The organism is Chlorobium sp. KB01 (assembly GCF_001975465.1).
Classification (GTDB): domain Bacteria; phylum Bacteroidota; class Chlorobiia; order Chlorobiales; family Chlorobiaceae; genus Chlorobium.
Window position 1 is genome coordinate 1 of the sequence record NZ_MPJE01000108.1, and the last position, 18,065, is coordinate 18,065.

The window sequence follows — 18,065 nt, forward strand, 5'->3', positions numbered from 1 at the left end:
CGGACAAAGTTGATTGATTTTTTTTAAAATAATGCGACATCTTTGTTGACATATTCCGGTCCTTGTTGTCCCTTTCGTCCTTTTCCCCAAAACAACACCCATCAATAGTAATATTCGGTCGAGAGCTTTTTGGTGAAGCGGTGCATCATGTAGTTGACAAACCAGACCCAGTTGAGCGGTTTGCCTTTCATGCGCTGCATGATGGAGCGGCCTTTGTAGACCTCTTTCTGGAGCTTGACAAAGTTTGAGAGCAGCTTTTCGCCCGACATTTTGTTCGGCTCGAACATGTAGTGATAGGTGTCGTACTTGTCCCAGTCGAAGTGGCGGATGCGGGGCTTCATCTCGTCGAAATAGGGGGTGCCGGGGAAGGGGGTTACCAGAGAGAAGACCGGGAACTCGATCCGGTTTTTCATGATGAAGTCGTAGGTGAGCTGGAAGCTCTCTTCGGTATCGTTGTCAAAGCCGAACATGAAGTAGCCCTGGATGGCAATGCCGTTCTTGTGGAGATTGCTCACCACAGTCTCATAGTTGCCCAGCCGGTTGGATCCCTTGTGGACGCTCTTCAGCGTTTCGGGGTTGAGCGACTCAAAGCCGATGCTGAGCAAATCGCAGCCGGAGCGTCCGGCCAGTTCGGCAACTTCCGGTTTATCGAGAAAGTTCATGGAGATGTTGGCGTTCCAGTGCACGCCGAGCTTTGCCATCTCTTCAAGCAGCGTCATGAAGTACTGAGGGCGGAAGCTGATGTTGTCATCCATGAAAGAGAAGTTGATCTTCTCCTTGTTGAGCCGTTGCTGGTGATAGCGCATCTCGTCAAGCACCAGGTCAAGCTCGCGGTATCGGTAGTTCTTGCCGTATATTGTAGGCGTGGTGCAGAAGTTGCATCCTACCGGGCACCCCTTTGTTGCCAAAATGGGAATCAGGGAGCTGTATTTTTTTGCCGAAGGGGAAGAGAGGGCGTAACTGAAATCCGGGTGGATCATGCTGCCCATCGGCTTGAGCTCCCTGGCCCGGTAGATGGGTTTCATTTTGCCGGTAAGCACATCGGTGGCCAGCTCCGTCCAGATCGACTCTATTTCGCCGTAGACCACGCTGGTGCAGTGCGCAGCAGCCTCATCATGCAGCATGGTGGGATGAACCCCTCCAAGGATAACTGTCTTGCCCTGACGCAGTGCGGCGTCACCGATCCGGTAGGCCTTGGTGGCGTTCAGGGTGCGTGAAGTAATGGCAACAACATCGAACCCCGAAAGATCTTCAGGGACGCTATTGCCGAGCCGCTCATCAATAAAGGTGACATCAAAGAGCTTGCCGACAAGGGTGGCAACCATGATCAGGTTCAAGGGCATGCTCACCGATCCTGAATCCACCATCATGCTGGTGTTGCTTATCGGCTGGACAAGAAGCCACTTTTTGCGTGATTTCTGCTGTGCGGCAAGCTGATGAAGAACTTCCTCTGAGATATCTGAGGCGGGTTGAAGCGGAGAGACGACAGTATCTGATTGTATGGTCTGCATACCCTGTAATCTGCAATAGGTGTGTAAAAAACTTTTACTACGAAAGGTACAAGGTATGAAAACTTTTCAATAAAACTGACCGCAGACCCCAAAAAACATCACTGTGGCAGCGCTATTTCATTGCCCTGTGGGGTTTGGGGGTGAGACGACAATCTCCGGGATTCAGGCAGTGGGTGCTTTTTTCAGAACAGCAACGGTAAAGCGGCTTACACAAACCAGTTTACCCTCATCACTCTTTATTCTGATATCCCAGACCTGCGAGCTTCTGCCGAGATGGAGGGGGGTTGCTCTGGCATGGACAAAGCCGCTTTTGACCGGACGGATATGGTTGGCATTGATCTCCTGGCCGACAATGTAGAACTGCTCGCGGTCAACAGCGTAGGATGCTGCAATGCTTCCAACAGTTTCAGCCAGGGCAAGGGATGCGCCTCCGTGCAGAATACCGATACGCTGGATGGTGCGGTGGTCAACGGGCATTCTGGCGGTCATGAAGTCCATGCCGATTTCGGTCATTTCTATGCCGAGATGACGGGCCATCTGGCCATCAATGATCTGGGTGGAGTTAATCTCTTCAATGGTGACAGGTCCCTGAAAAATGGAAGATGGTGTCATGAGAGGGGGAATAAGAGTTGTTCCGGTAGATGAGCGGGTGACGAGATTCGAACTCGCGACATTTTGCTTGGGAAGCAAACACTCTACCAACTGAGTTACACCCGCTTTACCTTGGTGGTGAGAGAGGGAGTTGAACCCTCGACCTCAGGGTTATGAATCCTGTGCTCTAACCAACTGAGCTACCTCACCATTTTCCGGGCTGAAAATATACAATAGCAGTAATCAATAAACAAGCACTGTGTGCTTTATTTGTTCTTTTTCCTGTTGTTATCTGCCGCTTGTAATCTGGCTGTAAATCGCTTCGGCAACCGGGATATCTTCGGGAGTTGTAATCTTGATGTTGTGATATCCGGTCTCGAAAATTTTGACGGGCTGTTCGGGAAAAAACCGCTCAACCAGTGCGGCATCATCCGTTGCATACCACCCTTCAAGCAGCGCCTGCTCATGCGCCTGAACGAGCAGTGATGAGTGGAATCCCTGGGGGGTCTGCACCTGGAGCAGCCTGCTGCGCTCAAGCGTTGCACCGAAAAACTCCGGATCGGTTCCGATATACTTGATGGTATCCTTGGGGCGGTTTGCCGGTACACAGGCGCCATACTGCATGGAGTGCCGGGCAATTTCATCGATCTCTTCCGGCTGTATGAACGGCCGTGCCCCGTCATGAACCAGAATGGTATCCGGAGCAGTGCCGGAGGTGCGCATTTGACCTTCAATCGCCTTGATACAGTTGTAGACCGAATCCTGCCGCTCCTTTCCACCCTCAATCACCGCTTTCAGTTTGGTGAATCCTGATGTGGCGGCCATCTCTTCAAGTGTAGGGATGTTCTCCTCTTTTGTGGCAATATAGATTGCCGTGACGGATTTGGCTTGCTGAAAGGCTCGAATGGTATGATGAATAACCGGATAGCCTCCGATCGAAAGCAGCTGCTTGCTCTGCCCCTCCTTGAGCTGCATTCGTTTTCCTATACCGCTGGCGGCAATAATGGCAAAGGAGTTCATGATAAAGAGGGAAGTGCTTCCGGTTAATGGATGAACATGGCATCTCCATATGCCAGAAATTGATAATCACCCTTCAGTGCTGTTTTATAGGCCTCCATCAGCAACCGGTGTTCTGCAAAGGCACTGACGGCCATAAGCAGCGTTGTTTCCGGCTGCTGAAAATTGGTAAGGAGCGCATCGGTTACCTTGAACTGGTAGGGCGGGTAGATGAATTTGTCGGTCCATCCTCTGCCGAATTTTATCTTTCCGTCAACCGTGGCATTGGCTTCGAGCACACGGCAGGTTGTGGTTCCTACAGCAATGATCCGGCCGGTTTTGTTGACCTTGGTCTCATTGATCTCCATTGCCGTCTGGTAGGGAATATTGAAATATTCCGAATCCATCTTGTGTTTCGATACATCCTCGACCTCGATGGCGTTGAAGGTGCTCAGGCTCGGGTGGAGGGTGATGGGCAGGATTTTAACGCCGATTTTCTGGATTTTCTGCAGGAGGGGCATGGTGAAATGGAGCCCGGCCATCGGTGCTACAACGGCTCCTGTCTGGCTTGCATAGACGGTCTGATAGTTCTCCTTGTCCGATTCAACCGGTGGACGGGTGAAGTAGGGCGGCAGGGGGATGTTGCCGATCCGTTCAACAAGGCTGAATACATCAATTTCCGGATTGAGAAACCGTATGGTTCTTCCCCTGGAGGTGGTGTTGTCAACAACCTCGGCTACGACATCCTCCTCGAAATAGATTTTGTTCCCTACCCTTACCTTTCTTGCCGGATCAACGAGTACGTCCCAGAGTCCGGCCTCCTTGTTAAGTACCCTGAGCAGAAAGACTTCGATCTTGGCATCGGTTTTCTCCTTCTGTCCGAATATTTTTGCCGGAAATACCCTGCTGTTGTTCAGAATCAGCAGGTCGCCTTTTTTGAAATAGGATACGATATCGTCGAACATCTTATGATCAATATCCTTTTTTCTGCGGTTCAATACCATCAGCCTGCACTTGTCTCTGGGCTCGGTCGGTTGATCGGCTATTTTTGTTTTAGGCAGGGTATATCGAAAATTGGAGAGGCGCATAAGGGGTCAGGCAGTATGTCGTCGATTATGAAACGAATCAAAAAAAGAAAATAAGGCTTTTTCAGAGGCAAAAAAAACAATTACGGGGAGCGGTGCTTCCGCCCCCCGTAAGGTTATCATTTCGCCGAGTGGTAGGCAACTCCTTTTTTCAGGGTGATATGCTCTCCTGCAATGCAGGCCGGAATTGTACTCTCAGCTGCGTCGATCAGGGTTACTTCGACATTGTTTCTTGAAATGGCGATAGTATAACTGTTACTGCGGAAACAGACATTCAGGGTCAGTTTTTTCCACTGGTCAGGCAGGTTGGGATGAACATTGAGCTTCTCGTTGTAGAAGGAGATACCGGCAAAGTAACGGGTCACGGTATCGAGTGTTCCTGCCATGACGCCACAGTGAATACCCTCCTGGGTCGTGCCGCCCTGGGTATCCTCAATATCGCTCTTCAGGGCTTCGGCAAACCATTTCCATGCCATCTCATGGCCATCCTCAAGGTAGCTGGAGATAATGCTGTGGACAACCTTGCTCAGTGTGGAGCCATGACTTGTTCTGGGCTCATAGTAGGCGTAGTTGTTTCTGACCAGCGTAAAGGAGTCCGGCAGCCGGTAACCGATCTTTCCGAGCAGTTCGGCTACCTCACCCGGAGAGAGGGTGTAGAAGGTCATCAGTACGTCAGGCTGTTTTGCAACCTTGTAGAAGTCGGGGGAATCGCCCTCGGCTTTCAGGATCCTGTCCATACGGTGTATGTTGCCGTAAGTGGTACGGTAGTGTTTCCAGTCCAGCTCCTTGAGGCCCATGTAGCCTTCGAACTGCTCGATAACCCCCGCTTCATCAATCAGGATATTGAGGTTGTTGCTGATATCACGCCACTGCTGCAGTTCGTCAAAGCCGAGATGGATTTTCTCAATCAGGTGGCGGAGAATTGCAGGGTCGATGGTTTCACCGATTTCAACCGCTTTTCCGAGGAGCCATACCGTCATGATATTGGTATAGGCATTATCCTTCAGTCCCTCCTTGCCGCTTCCGGGAAGGGTTTCATGGAACTCGTCCGGTCCCATAACGCCTTCGATATGGTATTTGCCGGTCTCGGCAGAGTGGTGGGCGATGGAGGCCCAGAACCGAGCAATCTCAAACATCAGTTCGGCACCGCAGGCATTCAGGAAGTCGGTATCACCCGTATCGTATATGTAACGCCAGACGTTGTAGAACACTGCAATCGATACATGGCGCTGCATACGGCTGAGGTCGGGTCCCCAGTGACCGCTTTTGGGATTAAAGTGGATGATCTGCGTATCCTCATGGCCGTCATCGGCTGTCTGCCAGGGGAACATGGCTCCCTTGTAGCCGTTCTCACGGGCATACTCCCTTGCGGCATCGAGCCGGTTGAAGCGGTACATGAGCAGCGCTTTGGAGATCTCGGGGAAATGGCGGTTGAAGAAGGGGAGAATAAAGATCTCATCCCAGAAGATATGGCCGCGATAGGCTTCACCGTTAAGGCCCCGGGCCGGCATACCGGCATCAATAGAGGGGTTGTGGGGTGATGCGGTGCAGAGCATGTGATAGGTATGCAGACGGAGCAGTTTCTGACTGTAGCGGTCGCCTTCAATCTGGATGTCAGCCTTTGCCCAGATTTTTTTCCAGGCAACGGTGCTTGCTTCAAGCAGAGCATCGAACGAGACCTCTTTTTCAACGGCTGCTCTGGCGGCTTTCAGTGCATCCGGGCTGTTGTGGTCGAGAGATGTATGAATGGTGACCAGTTTTTCAATGGTGCAGCTTTTTTCGGGTGTCAAGTGAAGCTGGAACAGTTCGCCGATGTAGCGGTTTTCGCTGATTACCGTGCGTTTGGGCTCTATCTGCTTTCCATGCGACAGAACCCGTGTTCTGGCTGCCGTAACAATTTCATAGTGAGAGACATTGGTACGAACATGCAGCAGCATGCTTTTCTGGTCAGCGGCAGAGCCGACGTGATCAAGATGGTCACATGAGAGTTCGCTGTAACGGGCAACTCCCTTGTTCTGGATCCTGCCATCAATCGCGGAGCGGAATTCGACGGTTGCACTGTAGTTGACCGGTTTCAGGGTGAACTTCAGGGCGCAGCGGTGAGGGTCGTCCATGCTCGCAAACCGCCTGCTGGTGATTTTGGTTAGTCGTCCGAGATTGTCCTGTATGACCAGCGTTCTCTCCATGGAGCCGTCGGAGAGCGACAGGTTCTGCTGATAGCTCAGTATTTTCTGTTCGAAAGGATCGATGAACTCGCCTCCGCCGATTCTGAACTCAATCGGCAGCCAGTTCGGTGTGTTGACAAAGTCGTTGTTGAAAATGGTCTGACCGTGTACATCGGAGGGGAGTTTATTGAAGATTCCGGCAATATAGGTGCCGGGGTAGTGATGGTGTGACAGTGATGAACCTTCGTAGGTTCCCCTGACGCCAAGGTAGCCGTTGCCGGTTGAGGTGAGTGTTTCACGCAGCTTTTCATCCTTGGGAGAGAACTCGGTGTAGGTCAGGTTCCACCCTTCATGTTCAAGTCCTTCGGTAAACCACTGCTCGATCTCCTCAATGGTTATTTCAGCCAGATCCCTGACAACAATATCGGCGCCGTTTTCTTTCAGCTTTCCGCCTTCAATATCGCGGGCAATGCCGAGTACCATGCCGAAATTCCCTCTCGATCCCGCTTGAACACCCGAAATGGCATCCTCAACGACAACGCACTCGTGCGGCTCAAGACCGAGGTTACGGGCTGCGGTTACAAAAATATCAGGGTTGGGTTTGCCTTTAAGGCCCATCACAATGGAGACCTCACCGTCTACACGGGTTTCAAAAAGATGTTCAAGTTTTGAGAGCTTCAGGATAAGCTGGCAGTTGCGGCTTGAGGAGGCTATGCCGATTCTGACCCCTTTTGCGATCAGATTGTTGATGAGCTCGACGGATGAGGTGTAGACTTCCGGTCCCTCCTTGATGAGGATTTCGGTGAAGAGGCTGTTTTTGCGGTTTCCGAGGCCGCAAACCGTCTCCTTTTCCGGATTGTCGTCCAGTTCCCCGAAAGGCAGTTCGATGTCGCGCGAGGCAAGGAAGCTTTTGACGCCCTCCATGCGGGGTTTGCCATCTACATATTTGTGATAATCGTGAGCCGGATCAAATGGAACGTACGGTTCGTCGTTGATTTCGGCATGATTTTTCAGGAAAAAATTGAACATGGACTCCCATGCCAGACTGTGTACTTTTGCGGTGCCTGTGATCACTCCATCCAGATCAAAAATCGCGCCTTTGAAGAGGTTGCTCATACCGGTGAAAAAAATTAGGTGATTATAGTGAAAGGAGCCCGAGAATAGTCAGAAGAATATCAGGGTAGGGGACAGTAAAGCTGTTGGGGCAGATATCGGCAACGGTCTGCCTGAGCTTCTCATCCCTGGTTACAAAAACAGCCCAGACATCATCAAACATCTCCATTGCCTTTTTCAGCATGGGAATGTCCGAAGGGGTATCGCCGCAGACAAGATGCGGGCCTTTTGTGGTGGCCATATCCAGTTTGCTGCAGATAAAGGCAAGGCCGTCTCCCTTGTCAAAATCCTTGATCGGTGCCTCTGCAGAGGAGCCATCAATGGTCAGAATGATCTCTATATCAAGCCCGGTATCCTCAATTCTGAAATTTCTGCCGCTTGGATCTATCTCCCGCACTACACCTTTGACCCTTTCAAGAAAAGCGGCTGATTCATCATCCTTGATTGAACGGCTGATATCCTGCCGTGCGACCGTGGTCTGGCCGAACTTGATCTGCAGGGCGGAACCGATAAAGTTGAATTTTTCGAAATTCGGATCCTGCAGCAGTACCAGCATCCGGTCGTTCAGGAGGCGGATCAGTTTCTGCTTCTGTTCATCAATGGGGAAGCTGTTGAAATCTTCATTGAGATCAATAAATTCGCGTCCCTTTGAGCCGGCATAGACAAAGGTATTGCTCGGATTGATCGAGACGTTGAGGATGCCGAAATCTTTAAGCGGAGCTGAGGTGATGATGATAGGGTAGCGGCAGCAGTTTTTGGCAAAACGGGTAAGGAATACCGAGTTATAGATTGGCTGCACCGAGGATCGGTATCGTCCGCAGTAGTTGTTGGTGGTTCCGTCCCGATCGGTAATGAATGCGTTGAACTGTTTTCCCCTGAGTGTCCTGACTCCGTTGTTGACATAGGAGCGGAATTCCGGCATGAACTTGGCCAGGTAATCGATGAACTTGTCTTCACCGTATTCCAGATAGTAGATATCCTTCTGGAGTTCCCTGATCTCATAGGTCAGATCAACCTCTATCTGCTTCATGCCGTCAAGTCGAAGCAGGCGGTGTCCGGTGTCATCATCGATATAGATAGTCTCAAGAGAGTAGAGCGCATTTTTCAGTGACTCTACACAGGTCTGCCCGACAACCCTCTGCTTGATGATGTTTTTGACAATCGGTTCCCGCAGTTCGCGAGTCTCTGCCTTGAGCTGGTAAAGCTCTTTCAGCGTTCTGATATCCTGCAAGGTAATCGAGGATGTATAGGTGCTCAGATGACGCTCTTTAAGAATACTCTCGTGCATGCGCGGCCGGTATAAGGAGGTGACGATTTTGTAATCAAGTGTATAGCAATCTAATCAAAAATCCGCTTAAAATCTTCAGAAAACTTTGATAAATAACACTCCGGTAACAATTGAATCCTCAGGCGTATGATCGGTGCCAAAGGAGGAGTTCAGGCTTGCATACGCTCATGCAGCAGTGCGATTATACGACGGTGAATCTCTTCGGGTGCCTCAAGGGCATTCAGGCAGAGTATGCGTCCGTTGCTCTCTTTCAGGATATTGAGGTAACCCTGACGGACATTTTGATAGAATTGCAGTCCCGAGCGCTCCATGCGGTCCAGTTCACTGCTGTCGAATGCGAGAGGAATCGATTTTGCGGAAAATTTTCTGCTGAGGGCCTCTTCGGGCTTGATATCAAGATAGAAGGTGATATCGGGGGTTATACCGCATGTTGAAATCGCAATAATAGAGCGGAGCAGCTCGAGGTCGATACCGCGTCCATATCCCTGATAGGCGGTTGTGGAATCAAAAAAACGATCGAGAATAACAATTTTATGTTCTGCAAGTGCAGGTTTGATGACCTCATGTATGAGCTCGGCCCTGCTTGCCGAAAAGAGCAGGAGCTCTCCGACGGGGCTTATTTCGTGGCGGCTTTCGAGAAGGATGAGACGGATTTTTTCAGCAACATCGGTTCCTCCCGGTTCCCTGAGGGTCAGCACCTCCCGGCCACTGTCGGCCAGATAGCTGACAAGTTTTTTTATCTGTGTTGATTTTCCTGCACCGTCGATCCCTTCAAAGGTTATCAGCATTGATGTTGATGATGATTTGGGTTTTTGATTTAATTCGGCTGACCGGTCGGGCGAATAAGGATTTCATTGACATCGACATGTGGTGGCTGGCTCACGGCATAGATGACAGCCCGGGCAATATCGTCGGGCTGAAGTTCCGGAGTATCGGGTTTCTGGATGTTGTCCCAGAAGGGAGTGTCCACAACTCCCGGTTCAACCAGCGTTACGCGGACTCCTCTTCCCGCCATTTCGTTGCGGATAGCCTGGGCCATACCGGTGACCGCCCACTTGGTGGCAGAGTAGAGGTTTCTGATGGAGGTGGTACGACCAACCACTGAGCCGGTAACAAGAAAGTGACCGCCGGTTTTTACCAGTTCCGGCAGTGTCAGGCGGGCTGTGGCAGCGGCACCGAATACATTGACCAGCACCATCTCCTTCCACTCTTCAGCCTTATCTTCGCCGCCGAAAAAGGTTGAGCCTTTGGAAAATCCGGCGTTGGCAAAGACCACATCCAGTCGTCCGAACCGTTCGAGAGTCTCTTGCAGCATCTTCTGCTGGGATTGCCAGTGGGAGACATCGCAGGTGACGGCAAGCGAGCGGGCGGAGCCGAGTTCGCTCTGAAGCTGCTGAAGCTTTGCGGTGGAGCGGGCAGCAAGCACAACATTGAAGCCGGCTTCAACGGCTCGCCGGGCGGTCGCTTCGCCGATACCGGTTGATGCTCCGGTGATGAGAAAGACATTGCGGTTCATGCTGCTGCGTTTATCGGTTCAGGTTGTTCAGGGCGCTGTGCTTGCGGCCATAGAAATAGTAGATTACCATGCCGATAAGCAGCCACACAATGAGTCGTATCCAGTTCTCGGCTGGCAGAGAGAACATGAGGGTGAGGCAGGTGAAAATTCCCGCAAGAGGAACGAATGGCACGAGGGGCGCCCTGAATGGGCGTTCGGCTTCAGGATGTTTTTTTCTCATAATGAGCACTGCACTGCAGACGACGACAAAAGCGAAAAGGGTACCGATATTGACCAGTTCAGCCAAAAGCCGCAAGGGGAGCAGTGCTCCGAGAATGGCAACAAACGCTCCGGTCAGGATGGTTGATTTCCATGGCGTTCTGAACTTTTCATGAATGGCGCCGAAGAAGGATTTCGGCAGAAGTCCGTCCCGGGCCATAGCCAGAAAGATTCTCGGCTGGCTGAGCATCATCACCAGAAGCACCGAGGTGATGCCGGTGATCGCTCCAAGGGAGATGACAAACTGGGCCCAGCCGATACCGACCTGCTTGAAGGCGTTTGAAACAGGAGCATCAATACTGATAAGGTTATAGGGGACCATTCCGGTGATGACTGCGGCTACTGCAATATAGAGGACGGTGCAGATCACCAGTGAGCTGATGAGGGCAATCGGGATGTCGCGCTGGGGATTTTTCGCCTCCTCGGCATGGGTTGAAATGGAGTCGAAGCCGATATAGGCAAAGAAAATCATGGCTGCACCGGCAAGGACTCCGACCGGTGCGCCTTCAGGGCTCGCATCACCGAGAATGGTCTTGCCGAAGATGGAGAGACCGGAATAGCCGAACGGAGCGAAGGGAGTCCAGTTTTCAGGGTGGACGTACATTGCCCCGAGCACGATGACGAGCAGTACGATGGCAACCTTGACGATAACCATCCCGGCATTGAACCGGGCACTCTCCCTGATGCCCTTGACAAGGATAACAGTGACGATAAAGGTGATGAGTACAGCCGGGAGATCCAGCCAGGCACCGGTAAGACTCATTACCCCTGTTGATGGATCAAAGTCAAGCGGTGCCTTGGCAAAGAGCAGGGGGACCCCGAGGCCGAATATACCGATGAAATCCTGGAAGTAGTGCGACCATCCGTGGGCAACGGTTGCCGAGGCAACTCCGTACTCCAGAATCAGATCCCACCCGATTATCCAGGCAAACAGTTCACCCAGTGTTGCATAGGCATAGGTGTAGGCTGATCCGGCAACCGGCACCATGGAAGCAAACTCGGCATAGCAGAGTGCGGCGAATATACAGGCCAGTCCGGCAAGGGCAAATGAGAGCGTTACCGCAGGCCCGGCTTTATCATGAGCAGCAACCCCGATAAGGACGAAGATTCCTGTCCCGATAATGGCGCCGACACCAAGACTGGTAAGGGCAACCGGTCCAAGTACCCTGTGCAGCCGGTGCTCGCTTTTCATCTCCTCAAGCAGCAGAGAGAGCGGTTTTTTACGAAAACTGTTTTTCAATGATGAACGGGGTTATAATTGAAATTGCTCTGAAAAAAACTTCCTGAACTCTCATCGCAAAAGCCTCTTTATTCTTCTATAAGTCCTATAGGCCCTATATGTCGTATATAACCTATAAGAAAACAGTCAAAAAATAATACTACGAGTCCCTGCGGTTCATGATGGAGATGAAGTAGACAAGCTGCATGATGGCCTGGGCGGCGGCGGCAACATAGGTAAGCGCGGCAGCATTCAGCACGGCATTGATTCCTTTCATCTCGGCACTTGAAACAATTCCCTGGGAGACAAGAAGCTCTTTTGCCCGGCTGCTTGCATCGAACTCTACCGGAAGGGTAACCAGAGCGAAGAGTGCCGTTGCGCCGAAAAGGGCTATCCCTGCCCAGGCAAGGGTGGTGCCGAGCGTGCCGGCAAGGAACATTCCGGCCATGAAAAGAATCGGACCGAGATTGCTGCCGATAGAGACGGCCGGTCCCATTATGGCGCGCAACTGCAGCGGCATATAGCCTGTTTTATCCTGAAGTGCATGTCCGGCTTCGTGAGCGGCAACACCTACCGATGCTATACTTGCCAGACTGAAAACCTCTTCGCTCAGACGAAGAGCCTTGTGGCGCGGGTCATAGTGATCGGAAAGTATCCCGTGAGTGGCTTCAACCGTTACATTACCGACTCCTCCGCGTTCCAGAATACGCCGTGCAGCCTGAGAGCCGCTGATGCCGCTCCGGGTTGGCACCCTGGAGTATTTTTTAAATGCGGATTTTACCTTGAACTGGGCCCATAACCCGAGAAGCATCGGCGGGAGGGCAAAAACAAAATAGAGCGGATCTAAATACATAGTGTCATTAATAGTTATCAGTTACAATGCAAAAAAACAATAAAACCTCAACATAAGTTTCCTGATTCAAAATAGTGACTGAATAGGCAACTGTCAAGCGTTATTGCAATTGATCGGCAGGAGTGCGCTCTGCACCCTGTTCTTCAGTTATGCATGAATACGGATAAAGTTAATAATGGAGCGTTCGCACTTTTTAGCGCGGGAGTGTGTTGCTGATATTTAAATTTCAATGTTATCATGAAGGGAATTATCTTGAAGCGCGTCAGCTCATCTTCTTCATTTTTTTCCGGATGCCTGGACGCTCCTTTTTTACCTGACGCTGTGTTTGCGCTGAAAAAGCTTTACATCATCAAAGAAACTCTTGAAACATGATAAAAAAATTACTGTTGCTTGTTGCCCTTCTCTCTTTTACTGCGGATGCAGGGTCAGCTACGCCTGTAAAAACTATTGTACTTGATGGTTCAACTACTGTCGGCCCGGTTGCAAAATCATTTGCGGCATATTTTACAAGAAAATACGGGGTTCGAGTATCGGTCAGCGAGTCGGGAAGCGGCAACGGAGCCAAAAGCCTGATCAACGGATCGTGCACGATTGCAACACTCTCCCGACCAATGAAAGATGCGGAACTTGCCGCAGCAAGAACAAAAGGGGTAACTCCGGTTGCAACGGTTGTGGCAATGGACGGTCTGGCAATTGTTGTTCATCCCTCCAATCCGGTTCGTGCGCTGACAAAAGCCCAGATCAGCAGCATCTATACCGGACGCATTACCAACTGGAAGCAGATTGGCGGTCCCAATGCAAATATTGTGGTTATTCAGCGCGAATCCAACAGCGGTACAGCGGAGTCATTCAAGGATCTTGTTGTAGGCAAAGGGGTTCAGATCAAAGGGAGTGCCGAAACCCAGTCAAGCAATGGTTCTGTTAAAAGCAGAGTCAGTTCAACTCCTACAGCCATTGGTTATCTCGGTCTTGGTTTTGTAGACCGTTCGGTGAAAGCGGTTGCTGTTAATGGCGTGCTGCCTGATGTTAAAACGGTCAAGAGCGGCAGCTATCCGGTAGCAAGACCCCTCTACTTCTATACCAACGGTCAGCCGGCAGGGGTGGTCAAACAGTTTGTCGATTTGCCGAAAACAGCAGCAGGCAAGGGGATGATCAGTGAGCTTGGCTTTGTTAATCGCTGATTATTAAAATGGTTAGTCAACTCCCTTTTAAGACGCCGGTGTTCATCAACGATACCGGCGTTTTTGTTCTGCATCGTTATGCAATTGTTGCAAATTTGTAACATAACAACCTTTGGTTCCTTGCATGAAACCCCATAGATTAGGTGCTTTCAGGAACAATTGCCCTGTGACGAGGAATTATTAGTCAAGCAAATAGACGCAACGTTATGGCTGAAGAGAGGGTCGGTGAGCGGAACCGCACAAACACCTTTGTGGTAAGCAGCCGCAAGCGAACCATACAGAAGGCAGTAAACAGGGCAGGAGAGCTTCTTCTGCTGGTACTGGCCTCGTTTGTGGCCGTTGTCGTCCTGTTTATTTTTTATTTTGTTGCCCGCGATGCCATCCCGTTTTTTGAGCTGAGGGGCTTCAGCGAATTCTTTACCACTACGGAGTGGTATCCGGCTGATGATCCGGGGAAATTCGGTGCCCTATCAATTATCTATGGCAGTCTGATGGTGACGCTCGGCTCGGCAATGATTGCCGTTCCGATGGGTATAGCTGCCGCAATATGTTTGAGTGATATTCTTCCGTTTTCCATTCGCCAGTATGCCAAGCCGGTCATCGAGATGCTTGCCGCCATTCCCTCGGTAGCGTTCGGTTTTTTTGCTCTCGTTGTTCTTGCTCCGCTGCTTCAGGACAAAGGAGGCGCTCTGTTGATGTGGGCCTGGTGGGTTCTTGCCGCTCCCTTCGCGGTGCTCTTTGTTATTGTCCTGTCCGACCTGCTGACTACCCGTATTGAAGACCCTGCGCGGCGTAAACTGTTCAACCTGTTATCGGTACTCCTCTTCGGCCTGCTTTCGGCCGGGCTGCTCTATCGCGTAGGCACCCTTCTGCATGCCATCGAGATTCTGACCGGTACCAATGCCTTGAACGTCTCCATTATTCTGAGTTTTATGGCACTGCCGACCATTGTCAGTGTTTCCGAAGACGCCCTTCAGGCGGTCGGGCGTGATATTCGTGAGGGCAGTTATGCGCTCGGAGCCACACGGGCCGAGACAATTGTGAAAACAATTCTTCCGGCGGCCAGCAGCGGTATTCTTGCGGCCGTCATTCTCGGTATCATGCGTTCACTTGGTGAAACCATGGTGGTCTGGATGGCATCCGGCAACTCGGCCCACATTCCCGAGCCCTGGTTCAACTACCTTGAAGCAATCAGAACCCTGACCGCGACCATTGCCGGTGATATGGGCGAGGCCGACCAGGTAACCGGTTCAGCCCGCTATCACGTCCTGTTTGCCATGGGACTGCTTCTGCTTGTTATCAGCTTTATCTGTAATCTCGTCAGTGAAAGAATTGTGGTGCGCCAGCGCAAAATCCTCTCCGGCCAGTAGGTTCCGGAGAGTGTAGCTGCCGCATATTGCTCATTTAACCCTGTTGTTATGAATCTCGGAACCAGGAAACTTCTGGATCGTTCGTTCACCGCTGTCGGTATCGGCTCAATTGTCATTATGGCGCTCGCCCTGATGGTCGTGCTGGTGCCGATTGTAACCAACGGGCTCGGAGCCGTGTTTTTTACCGGTACGGTTGAGCACCGCAAAATGCTGCTGAGTGAGTTCAACCGGGGTGACAGCCGGGAGCTGGAGAGAGAGATCGCCTCTTCAGATCGATACCGGGCAAAGGTTTACGAGATTCTTGCCGGGTTCGAGAGTGAAATGGCAGCAATGACGCCTGAGCGCCAGGATGAGTACCGCCCGAAATACGGGCAGGTCAAAACGGCCGTGCAGGCACTGCTCGGCCCTCTTCCGGGTGACCCTGAACCGATGCTGACCCGCTTCAAGTACGGTCAGACACGGTGGGAGAAAGCCGGGGAGAAGCTGCACGACCTGCTCTATGAAACGAAATGGGATAACTCCGATCCCAATGCCATGTCGAAAGAGTACTTTGCAAACCGCAGTGAGAGCTTTGCAGGAACCTCCCTTGTCAAACTCTTTCCCTACGTCAGGGAGAACATGTCAAACATGCTGCTTCCGGAGTTTACGGTTTACTGGGGATTCATTACCGACAGCTCGGTTGACTCCCATATTTTCGGAGGTATCTGGCCGGAAATTCAGGGTACCTTTTTCCTTGCCGTCGGAGCCATGCTCTTTGCCTTTCCGCTTGGTGTTGTTGCGGCGGTTTACTTTACCGAATACGCCAAATCCGGTTTTTTCAACAGCATGCTGCGCAGCGCAAACAGCACGCTTGCCGGAGTGCCGAGTATTGTGTTCGGCATGTTCGGTCTTGCTTTTTTTATCAACACCCTGAAGGTGTCCGAATCGAAAAGCGTTATTGCCGGTTCGCTCACGCTTGCGATCATGATTCTGCCGACCATTATCCGAGCGGCTGAAGAGGCGATACTTGCCGTACCGAAAACCTATCGTGAAGCATCGCTCAGTCTCGGGTCAACCAAATGGAACACCATTGCCACCGTGATTCTTCCGGCAGCGCTCCCCGGAATTCTGACCGGCGGGGTGATCAGTCTCGGCCGTGCAGCAGGAGAGACCGCCCCGATTATCTTTACCGCCGCCGTCAGTGTCGGTTCCGCGATTGGTCTGGCCGATGTCTTCTCCTCTCCGACCCCGGCGCTTTCATGGAACATCTACAACCTTGCCAGTGAGCATGAAGCCGCCGCCCAGATCCGCCATGTCCAGTACGGTATGGTGCTTGCGCTGGTGAGTATTGTTCTGCTCCTGAATCTCTCGGCGATTGTATTGAGAGCACGTATCTCCAAAAAATTAAAAGGCTAAAGTAATAATGCCCATGACAGATGATGTTACGGTAACAGCTCCGGATGTACCGGTAAAGAAATCCACCAGGGAGATCTATCTGCCCCCGGCCCGGAAGAAGATAACCGGTGGAGGTACCCCGCACATTGTAGCCAAAGAGTTTTCGATCTACTACGGTGAGTTTGAGGCGGTAAAGAGAGTGAGTGCCGATATTCTCTCAAAATATGTGACGGCCATAATCGGCCCGAGCGGTTGCGGCAAGAGCACCTTTTTACGCTCCATAAACCGGATGAACGACCTGATTCCAAATTGTCATACCACCGGAGCCCTGCTCTTTGACAATAACGATGTCTATGGGAAGTATACCGATGAGGTGCTGTTGCGCAAGAAGGTGGGCATGGTATTCCAGAAACCCAATCCCTTCCCGAAATCCATTTTTGACAACATCGCCTACGGCCCGCGTCTGCATGGTATAAATGACAAAAAAACTCTCGGAGATATTGTCGAACGGAGTCTGAAAAAGGCGGCGCTCTGGAGCGAGGTGTGCGACCGGCTCGACAAGAATGCCCTCGGTCTCAGCGGAGGCCAGCAACAGCGACTCTGTGTTGCCCGTACGCTTGCCGTTGAGCCTGAAGTGCTGCTGCTTGATGAGCCCACCTCGGCGCTTGACCCGAAAGCTACGGCTAAAATAGAGGATCTGATCCAGGAGCTGCGGGGCAGCTATACCATCATGATTGTGACCCACAACATGCAGCAGGCTTCACGGGTCTCGGATTACACCATGTTTTTCTATGAGGGGTCGCTGGTCGAGCACGCTTCAACCGCACAGCTCTTCACCAATCCCAGGGATTCGATGACCGAAGATTATATCACCGGAAGATTCAGCTAACGAAACCTATTCACTCCTATGTCAGACCGCCCGGTTCATGAACTTATAAAAGAGCTCTCGCTTGTTCTCGTACAACTTTCCGACAAGGTGCTTGAGAACTTTTTCAATGCTCTGCATGCAGTCAAGCACCAGGACGAACAGAGTGCCCGCCGTATCAGGCTGGTCGATGACGAGATTGATGCAGCCGAGGTACGGCTTGAAGAGCGCTGTCTGGCATTTCTTGCCCTGCAGCAGCCGGTGGCCAGAGATTTGCGTACCATAGTCACCATTATAAAAATCAATGATGATCTTGAGCGTATCGGTGACCTGGCCGTTCACATTATCGACCGTATGCCGCAAATCAGTCCCAAAATGCTTGAATCGTTTGATTTTGAAAAGATGGGAGTACATGCGGGCGAGATGGTGAAAAAATCCATTCAGGCTTTCATCTCAAAGGAGAGACGGCTTGCTGATCAGGTGTGTGCCCTGGATGAAGAGATTGATGTGATGCACCGCACGGTCTTCAAAAGGGTTACCCTGTTGATGAAAAGTCCTGATTCGCCTGTCGATGAGCTTATGGCCGCATTGAGCATCTCCCGCTACATCGAGCGTATGGCTGATCATGCCACCATGATTGCCCGTGAGGTGATCTATCTGGTGACAGGCGAAATTGTCCG

15 protein-coding genes and 2 tRNA genes are annotated in these 18,065 nt (G+C 51.4%); 5 read left to right on the forward strand and 12 right to left on the reverse strand.

Features of this window, described 5'->3' with window-relative positions:
• Positions 1-101 precede the first annotated feature (101 nt).
• The 12 genes from BOO20_RS11325 to BOO20_RS11380 form a co-directional block, all read right to left on the reverse strand.
• On the reverse strand, positions 102-1,511 hold the full coding sequence (locus tag BOO20_RS11325; RefSeq protein ID WP_076792792.1) for a radical SAM protein: 1,410 nt from the start codon (positions 1,509-1,511) through the stop codon (positions 102-104).
• Positions 1,512-1,673: 162 nt separating this feature from the next.
• Entirely contained in the window at positions 1,674-2,123 is a 450-nt protein-coding gene (locus BOO20_RS11330; RefSeq protein ID WP_006366692.1) for a hotdog fold thioesterase, read from the reverse strand.
• A 32-nt stretch (positions 2,124-2,155) separates the two neighbouring features.
• Positions 2,156-2,228, reverse strand: a tRNA-Gly gene (locus BOO20_RS11335).
• A 7-nt stretch (positions 2,229-2,235) separates the two neighbouring features.
• Positions 2,236-2,312 (reverse strand) — tRNA-Met (locus tag BOO20_RS11340).
• Positions 2,313-2,390: 78 nt separating this feature from the next.
• On the reverse strand, positions 2,391-3,122 hold the full coding sequence (gene ispD, locus BOO20_RS11345; protein ID WP_076792793.1) for a 2-C-methyl-D-erythritol 4-phosphate cytidylyltransferase: 732 nt from the start codon (positions 3,120-3,122) through the stop codon (positions 2,391-2,393).
• A gap of 23 nt (positions 3,123-3,145) precedes the next feature.
• A complete protein-coding gene (gene queA / locus BOO20_RS11350) occupies positions 3,146-4,186 on the reverse strand; it encodes a tRNA preQ1(34) S-adenosylmethionine ribosyltransferase-isomerase QueA (protein ID WP_006366690.1) in 1,041 nt (346 codons plus the stop codon).
• Between the two features lie 116 nt (positions 4,187-4,302).
• The gene (locus BOO20_RS11355; RefSeq protein WP_076792795.1) at positions 4,303-7,464 is read right to left on the reverse strand and encodes an HAD-IA family hydrolase; all 3,162 of its coding nucleotides are present in this window, start codon (positions 7,462-7,464) and stop codon (positions 4,303-4,305) included.
• Positions 7,465-7,486: 22 nt separating this feature from the next.
• The gene (locus tag BOO20_RS11360) at positions 7,487-8,749 is read right to left on the reverse strand and encodes a hypothetical protein (protein ID WP_006366688.1); all 1,263 of its coding nucleotides are present in this window, start codon (positions 8,747-8,749) and stop codon (positions 7,487-7,489) included.
• Positions 8,750-8,898: 149 nt separating this feature from the next.
• Positions 8,899-9,537 (reverse strand): dTMP kinase, encoded by a 639-nt coding sequence (gene tmk, locus BOO20_RS11365; RefSeq protein WP_076792796.1) that lies wholly within the window; start codon positions 9,535-9,537, stop codon positions 8,899-8,901.
• A gap of 29 nt (positions 9,538-9,566) precedes the next feature.
• A complete protein-coding gene (locus BOO20_RS11370) occupies positions 9,567-10,265 on the reverse strand; it encodes an SDR family oxidoreductase (protein WP_076792798.1) in 699 nt (232 codons plus the stop codon).
• A 10-nt stretch (positions 10,266-10,275) separates the two neighbouring features.
• Complete coding sequence (locus tag BOO20_RS11375) at positions 10,276-11,763, reverse strand: amino acid permease (RefSeq protein WP_076792799.1); 1,488 nt, start codon at positions 11,761-11,763, stop codon at positions 10,276-10,278.
• Positions 11,764-11,902: 139 nt separating this feature from the next.
• Positions 11,903-12,595 (reverse strand): zinc metallopeptidase, encoded by a 693-nt coding sequence (locus tag BOO20_RS11380; RefSeq protein ID WP_076792801.1) that lies wholly within the window; start codon positions 12,593-12,595, stop codon positions 11,903-11,905.
• Positions 12,596-12,963: 368 nt separating this feature from the next.
• Between BOO20_RS11380 and BOO20_RS11385 the strand changes: the two genes are divergently transcribed.
• The 5 genes from BOO20_RS11385 to phoU form a co-directional block, all read left to right on the forward strand.
• The gene (locus BOO20_RS11385; protein ID WP_076792802.1) at positions 12,964-13,776 is read left to right on the forward strand and encodes a phosphate ABC transporter substrate-binding protein; all 813 of its coding nucleotides are present in this window, start codon (positions 12,964-12,966) and stop codon (positions 13,774-13,776) included.
• Positions 13,777-13,982: 206 nt separating this feature from the next.
• A complete protein-coding gene (locus BOO20_RS11390) occupies positions 13,983-15,146 on the forward strand; it encodes a PstC family ABC transporter permease (protein WP_076791460.1) in 1,164 nt (387 codons plus the stop codon).
• Positions 15,147-15,194: 48 nt separating this feature from the next.
• Positions 15,195-16,541 (forward strand): phosphate ABC transporter permease PstA, encoded by a 1,347-nt coding sequence (gene pstA, locus BOO20_RS11395; protein WP_076791405.1) that lies wholly within the window; start codon positions 15,195-15,197, stop codon positions 16,539-16,541.
• 7 nt (positions 16,542-16,548) lie between these two features.
• Positions 16,549-17,409, forward strand: a complete 861-nt coding sequence (gene pstB / locus BOO20_RS11400; RefSeq protein ID WP_076791406.1) for a phosphate ABC transporter ATP-binding protein PstB — start codon at positions 16,549-16,551, stop codon at positions 17,407-17,409.
• Between the two features lie 18 nt (positions 17,410-17,427).
• Positions 17,428-18,065, forward strand: a 638-nt coding sequence (gene phoU / locus BOO20_RS11405) for a phosphate signaling complex protein PhoU (protein ID WP_076791482.1), incomplete at its 3' end; no start/stop codon positions are given.

Excerpts from the sequence above, each read along its gene's own strand:
- queA (WP_006366690.1), bottom strand. The coding sequence starts at position 4,186 with ATGCGCCTCTCCAATTTTCGATATACCCTGCCTAAAACAAAAATAGCC.
- BOO20_RS11330 (WP_006366692.1), bottom strand. The coding sequence starts at position 2,123 with ATGACACCATCTTCCATTTTTCAGGGACCTGTCACCATTGAAGAGATT.
- ispD (WP_076792793.1), bottom strand. The coding sequence starts at position 3,122 with ATGAACTCCTTTGCCATTATTGCCGCCAGCGGTATAGGAAAACGAATG.
- BOO20_RS11360 (WP_006366688.1), bottom strand. The coding sequence starts at position 8,749 with ATGCACGAGAGTATTCTTAAAGAGCGTCATCTGAGCACCTATACATCC.
- BOO20_RS11325 (WP_076792792.1), bottom strand. The coding sequence starts at position 1,511 with ATGCAGACCATACAATCAGATACTGTCGTCTCTCCGCTTCAACCCGCC.
- BOO20_RS11355 (WP_076792795.1), bottom strand. The coding sequence starts at position 7,464 with ATGAGCAACCTCTTCAAAGGCGCGATTTTTGATCTGGATGGAGTGATC.
- BOO20_RS11385 (WP_076792802.1), top strand. The coding sequence starts at position 12,964 with ATGATAAAAAAATTACTGTTGCTTGTTGCCCTTCTCTCTTTTACTGCG.
- BOO20_RS11390 (WP_076791460.1), top strand. The coding sequence starts at position 13,983 with ATGGCTGAAGAGAGGGTCGGTGAGCGGAACCGCACAAACACCTTTGTG.
- pstB (WP_076791406.1), top strand. The coding sequence starts at position 16,549 with ATGCCCATGACAGATGATGTTACGGTAACAGCTCCGGATGTACCGGTA.
- tmk (WP_076792796.1), bottom strand. The coding sequence starts at position 9,537 with ATGCTGATAACCTTTGAAGGGATCGACGGTGCAGGAAAATCAACACAG.
- BOO20_RS11380 (WP_076792801.1), bottom strand. The coding sequence starts at position 12,595 with ATGTATTTAGATCCGCTCTATTTTGTTTTTGCCCTCCCGCCGATGCTT.
- pstA (WP_076791405.1), top strand. The coding sequence starts at position 15,195 with ATGAATCTCGGAACCAGGAAACTTCTGGATCGTTCGTTCACCGCTGTC.
- BOO20_RS11370 (WP_076792798.1), bottom strand. The coding sequence starts at position 10,265 with ATGAACCGCAATGTCTTTCTCATCACCGGAGCATCAACCGGTATCGGC.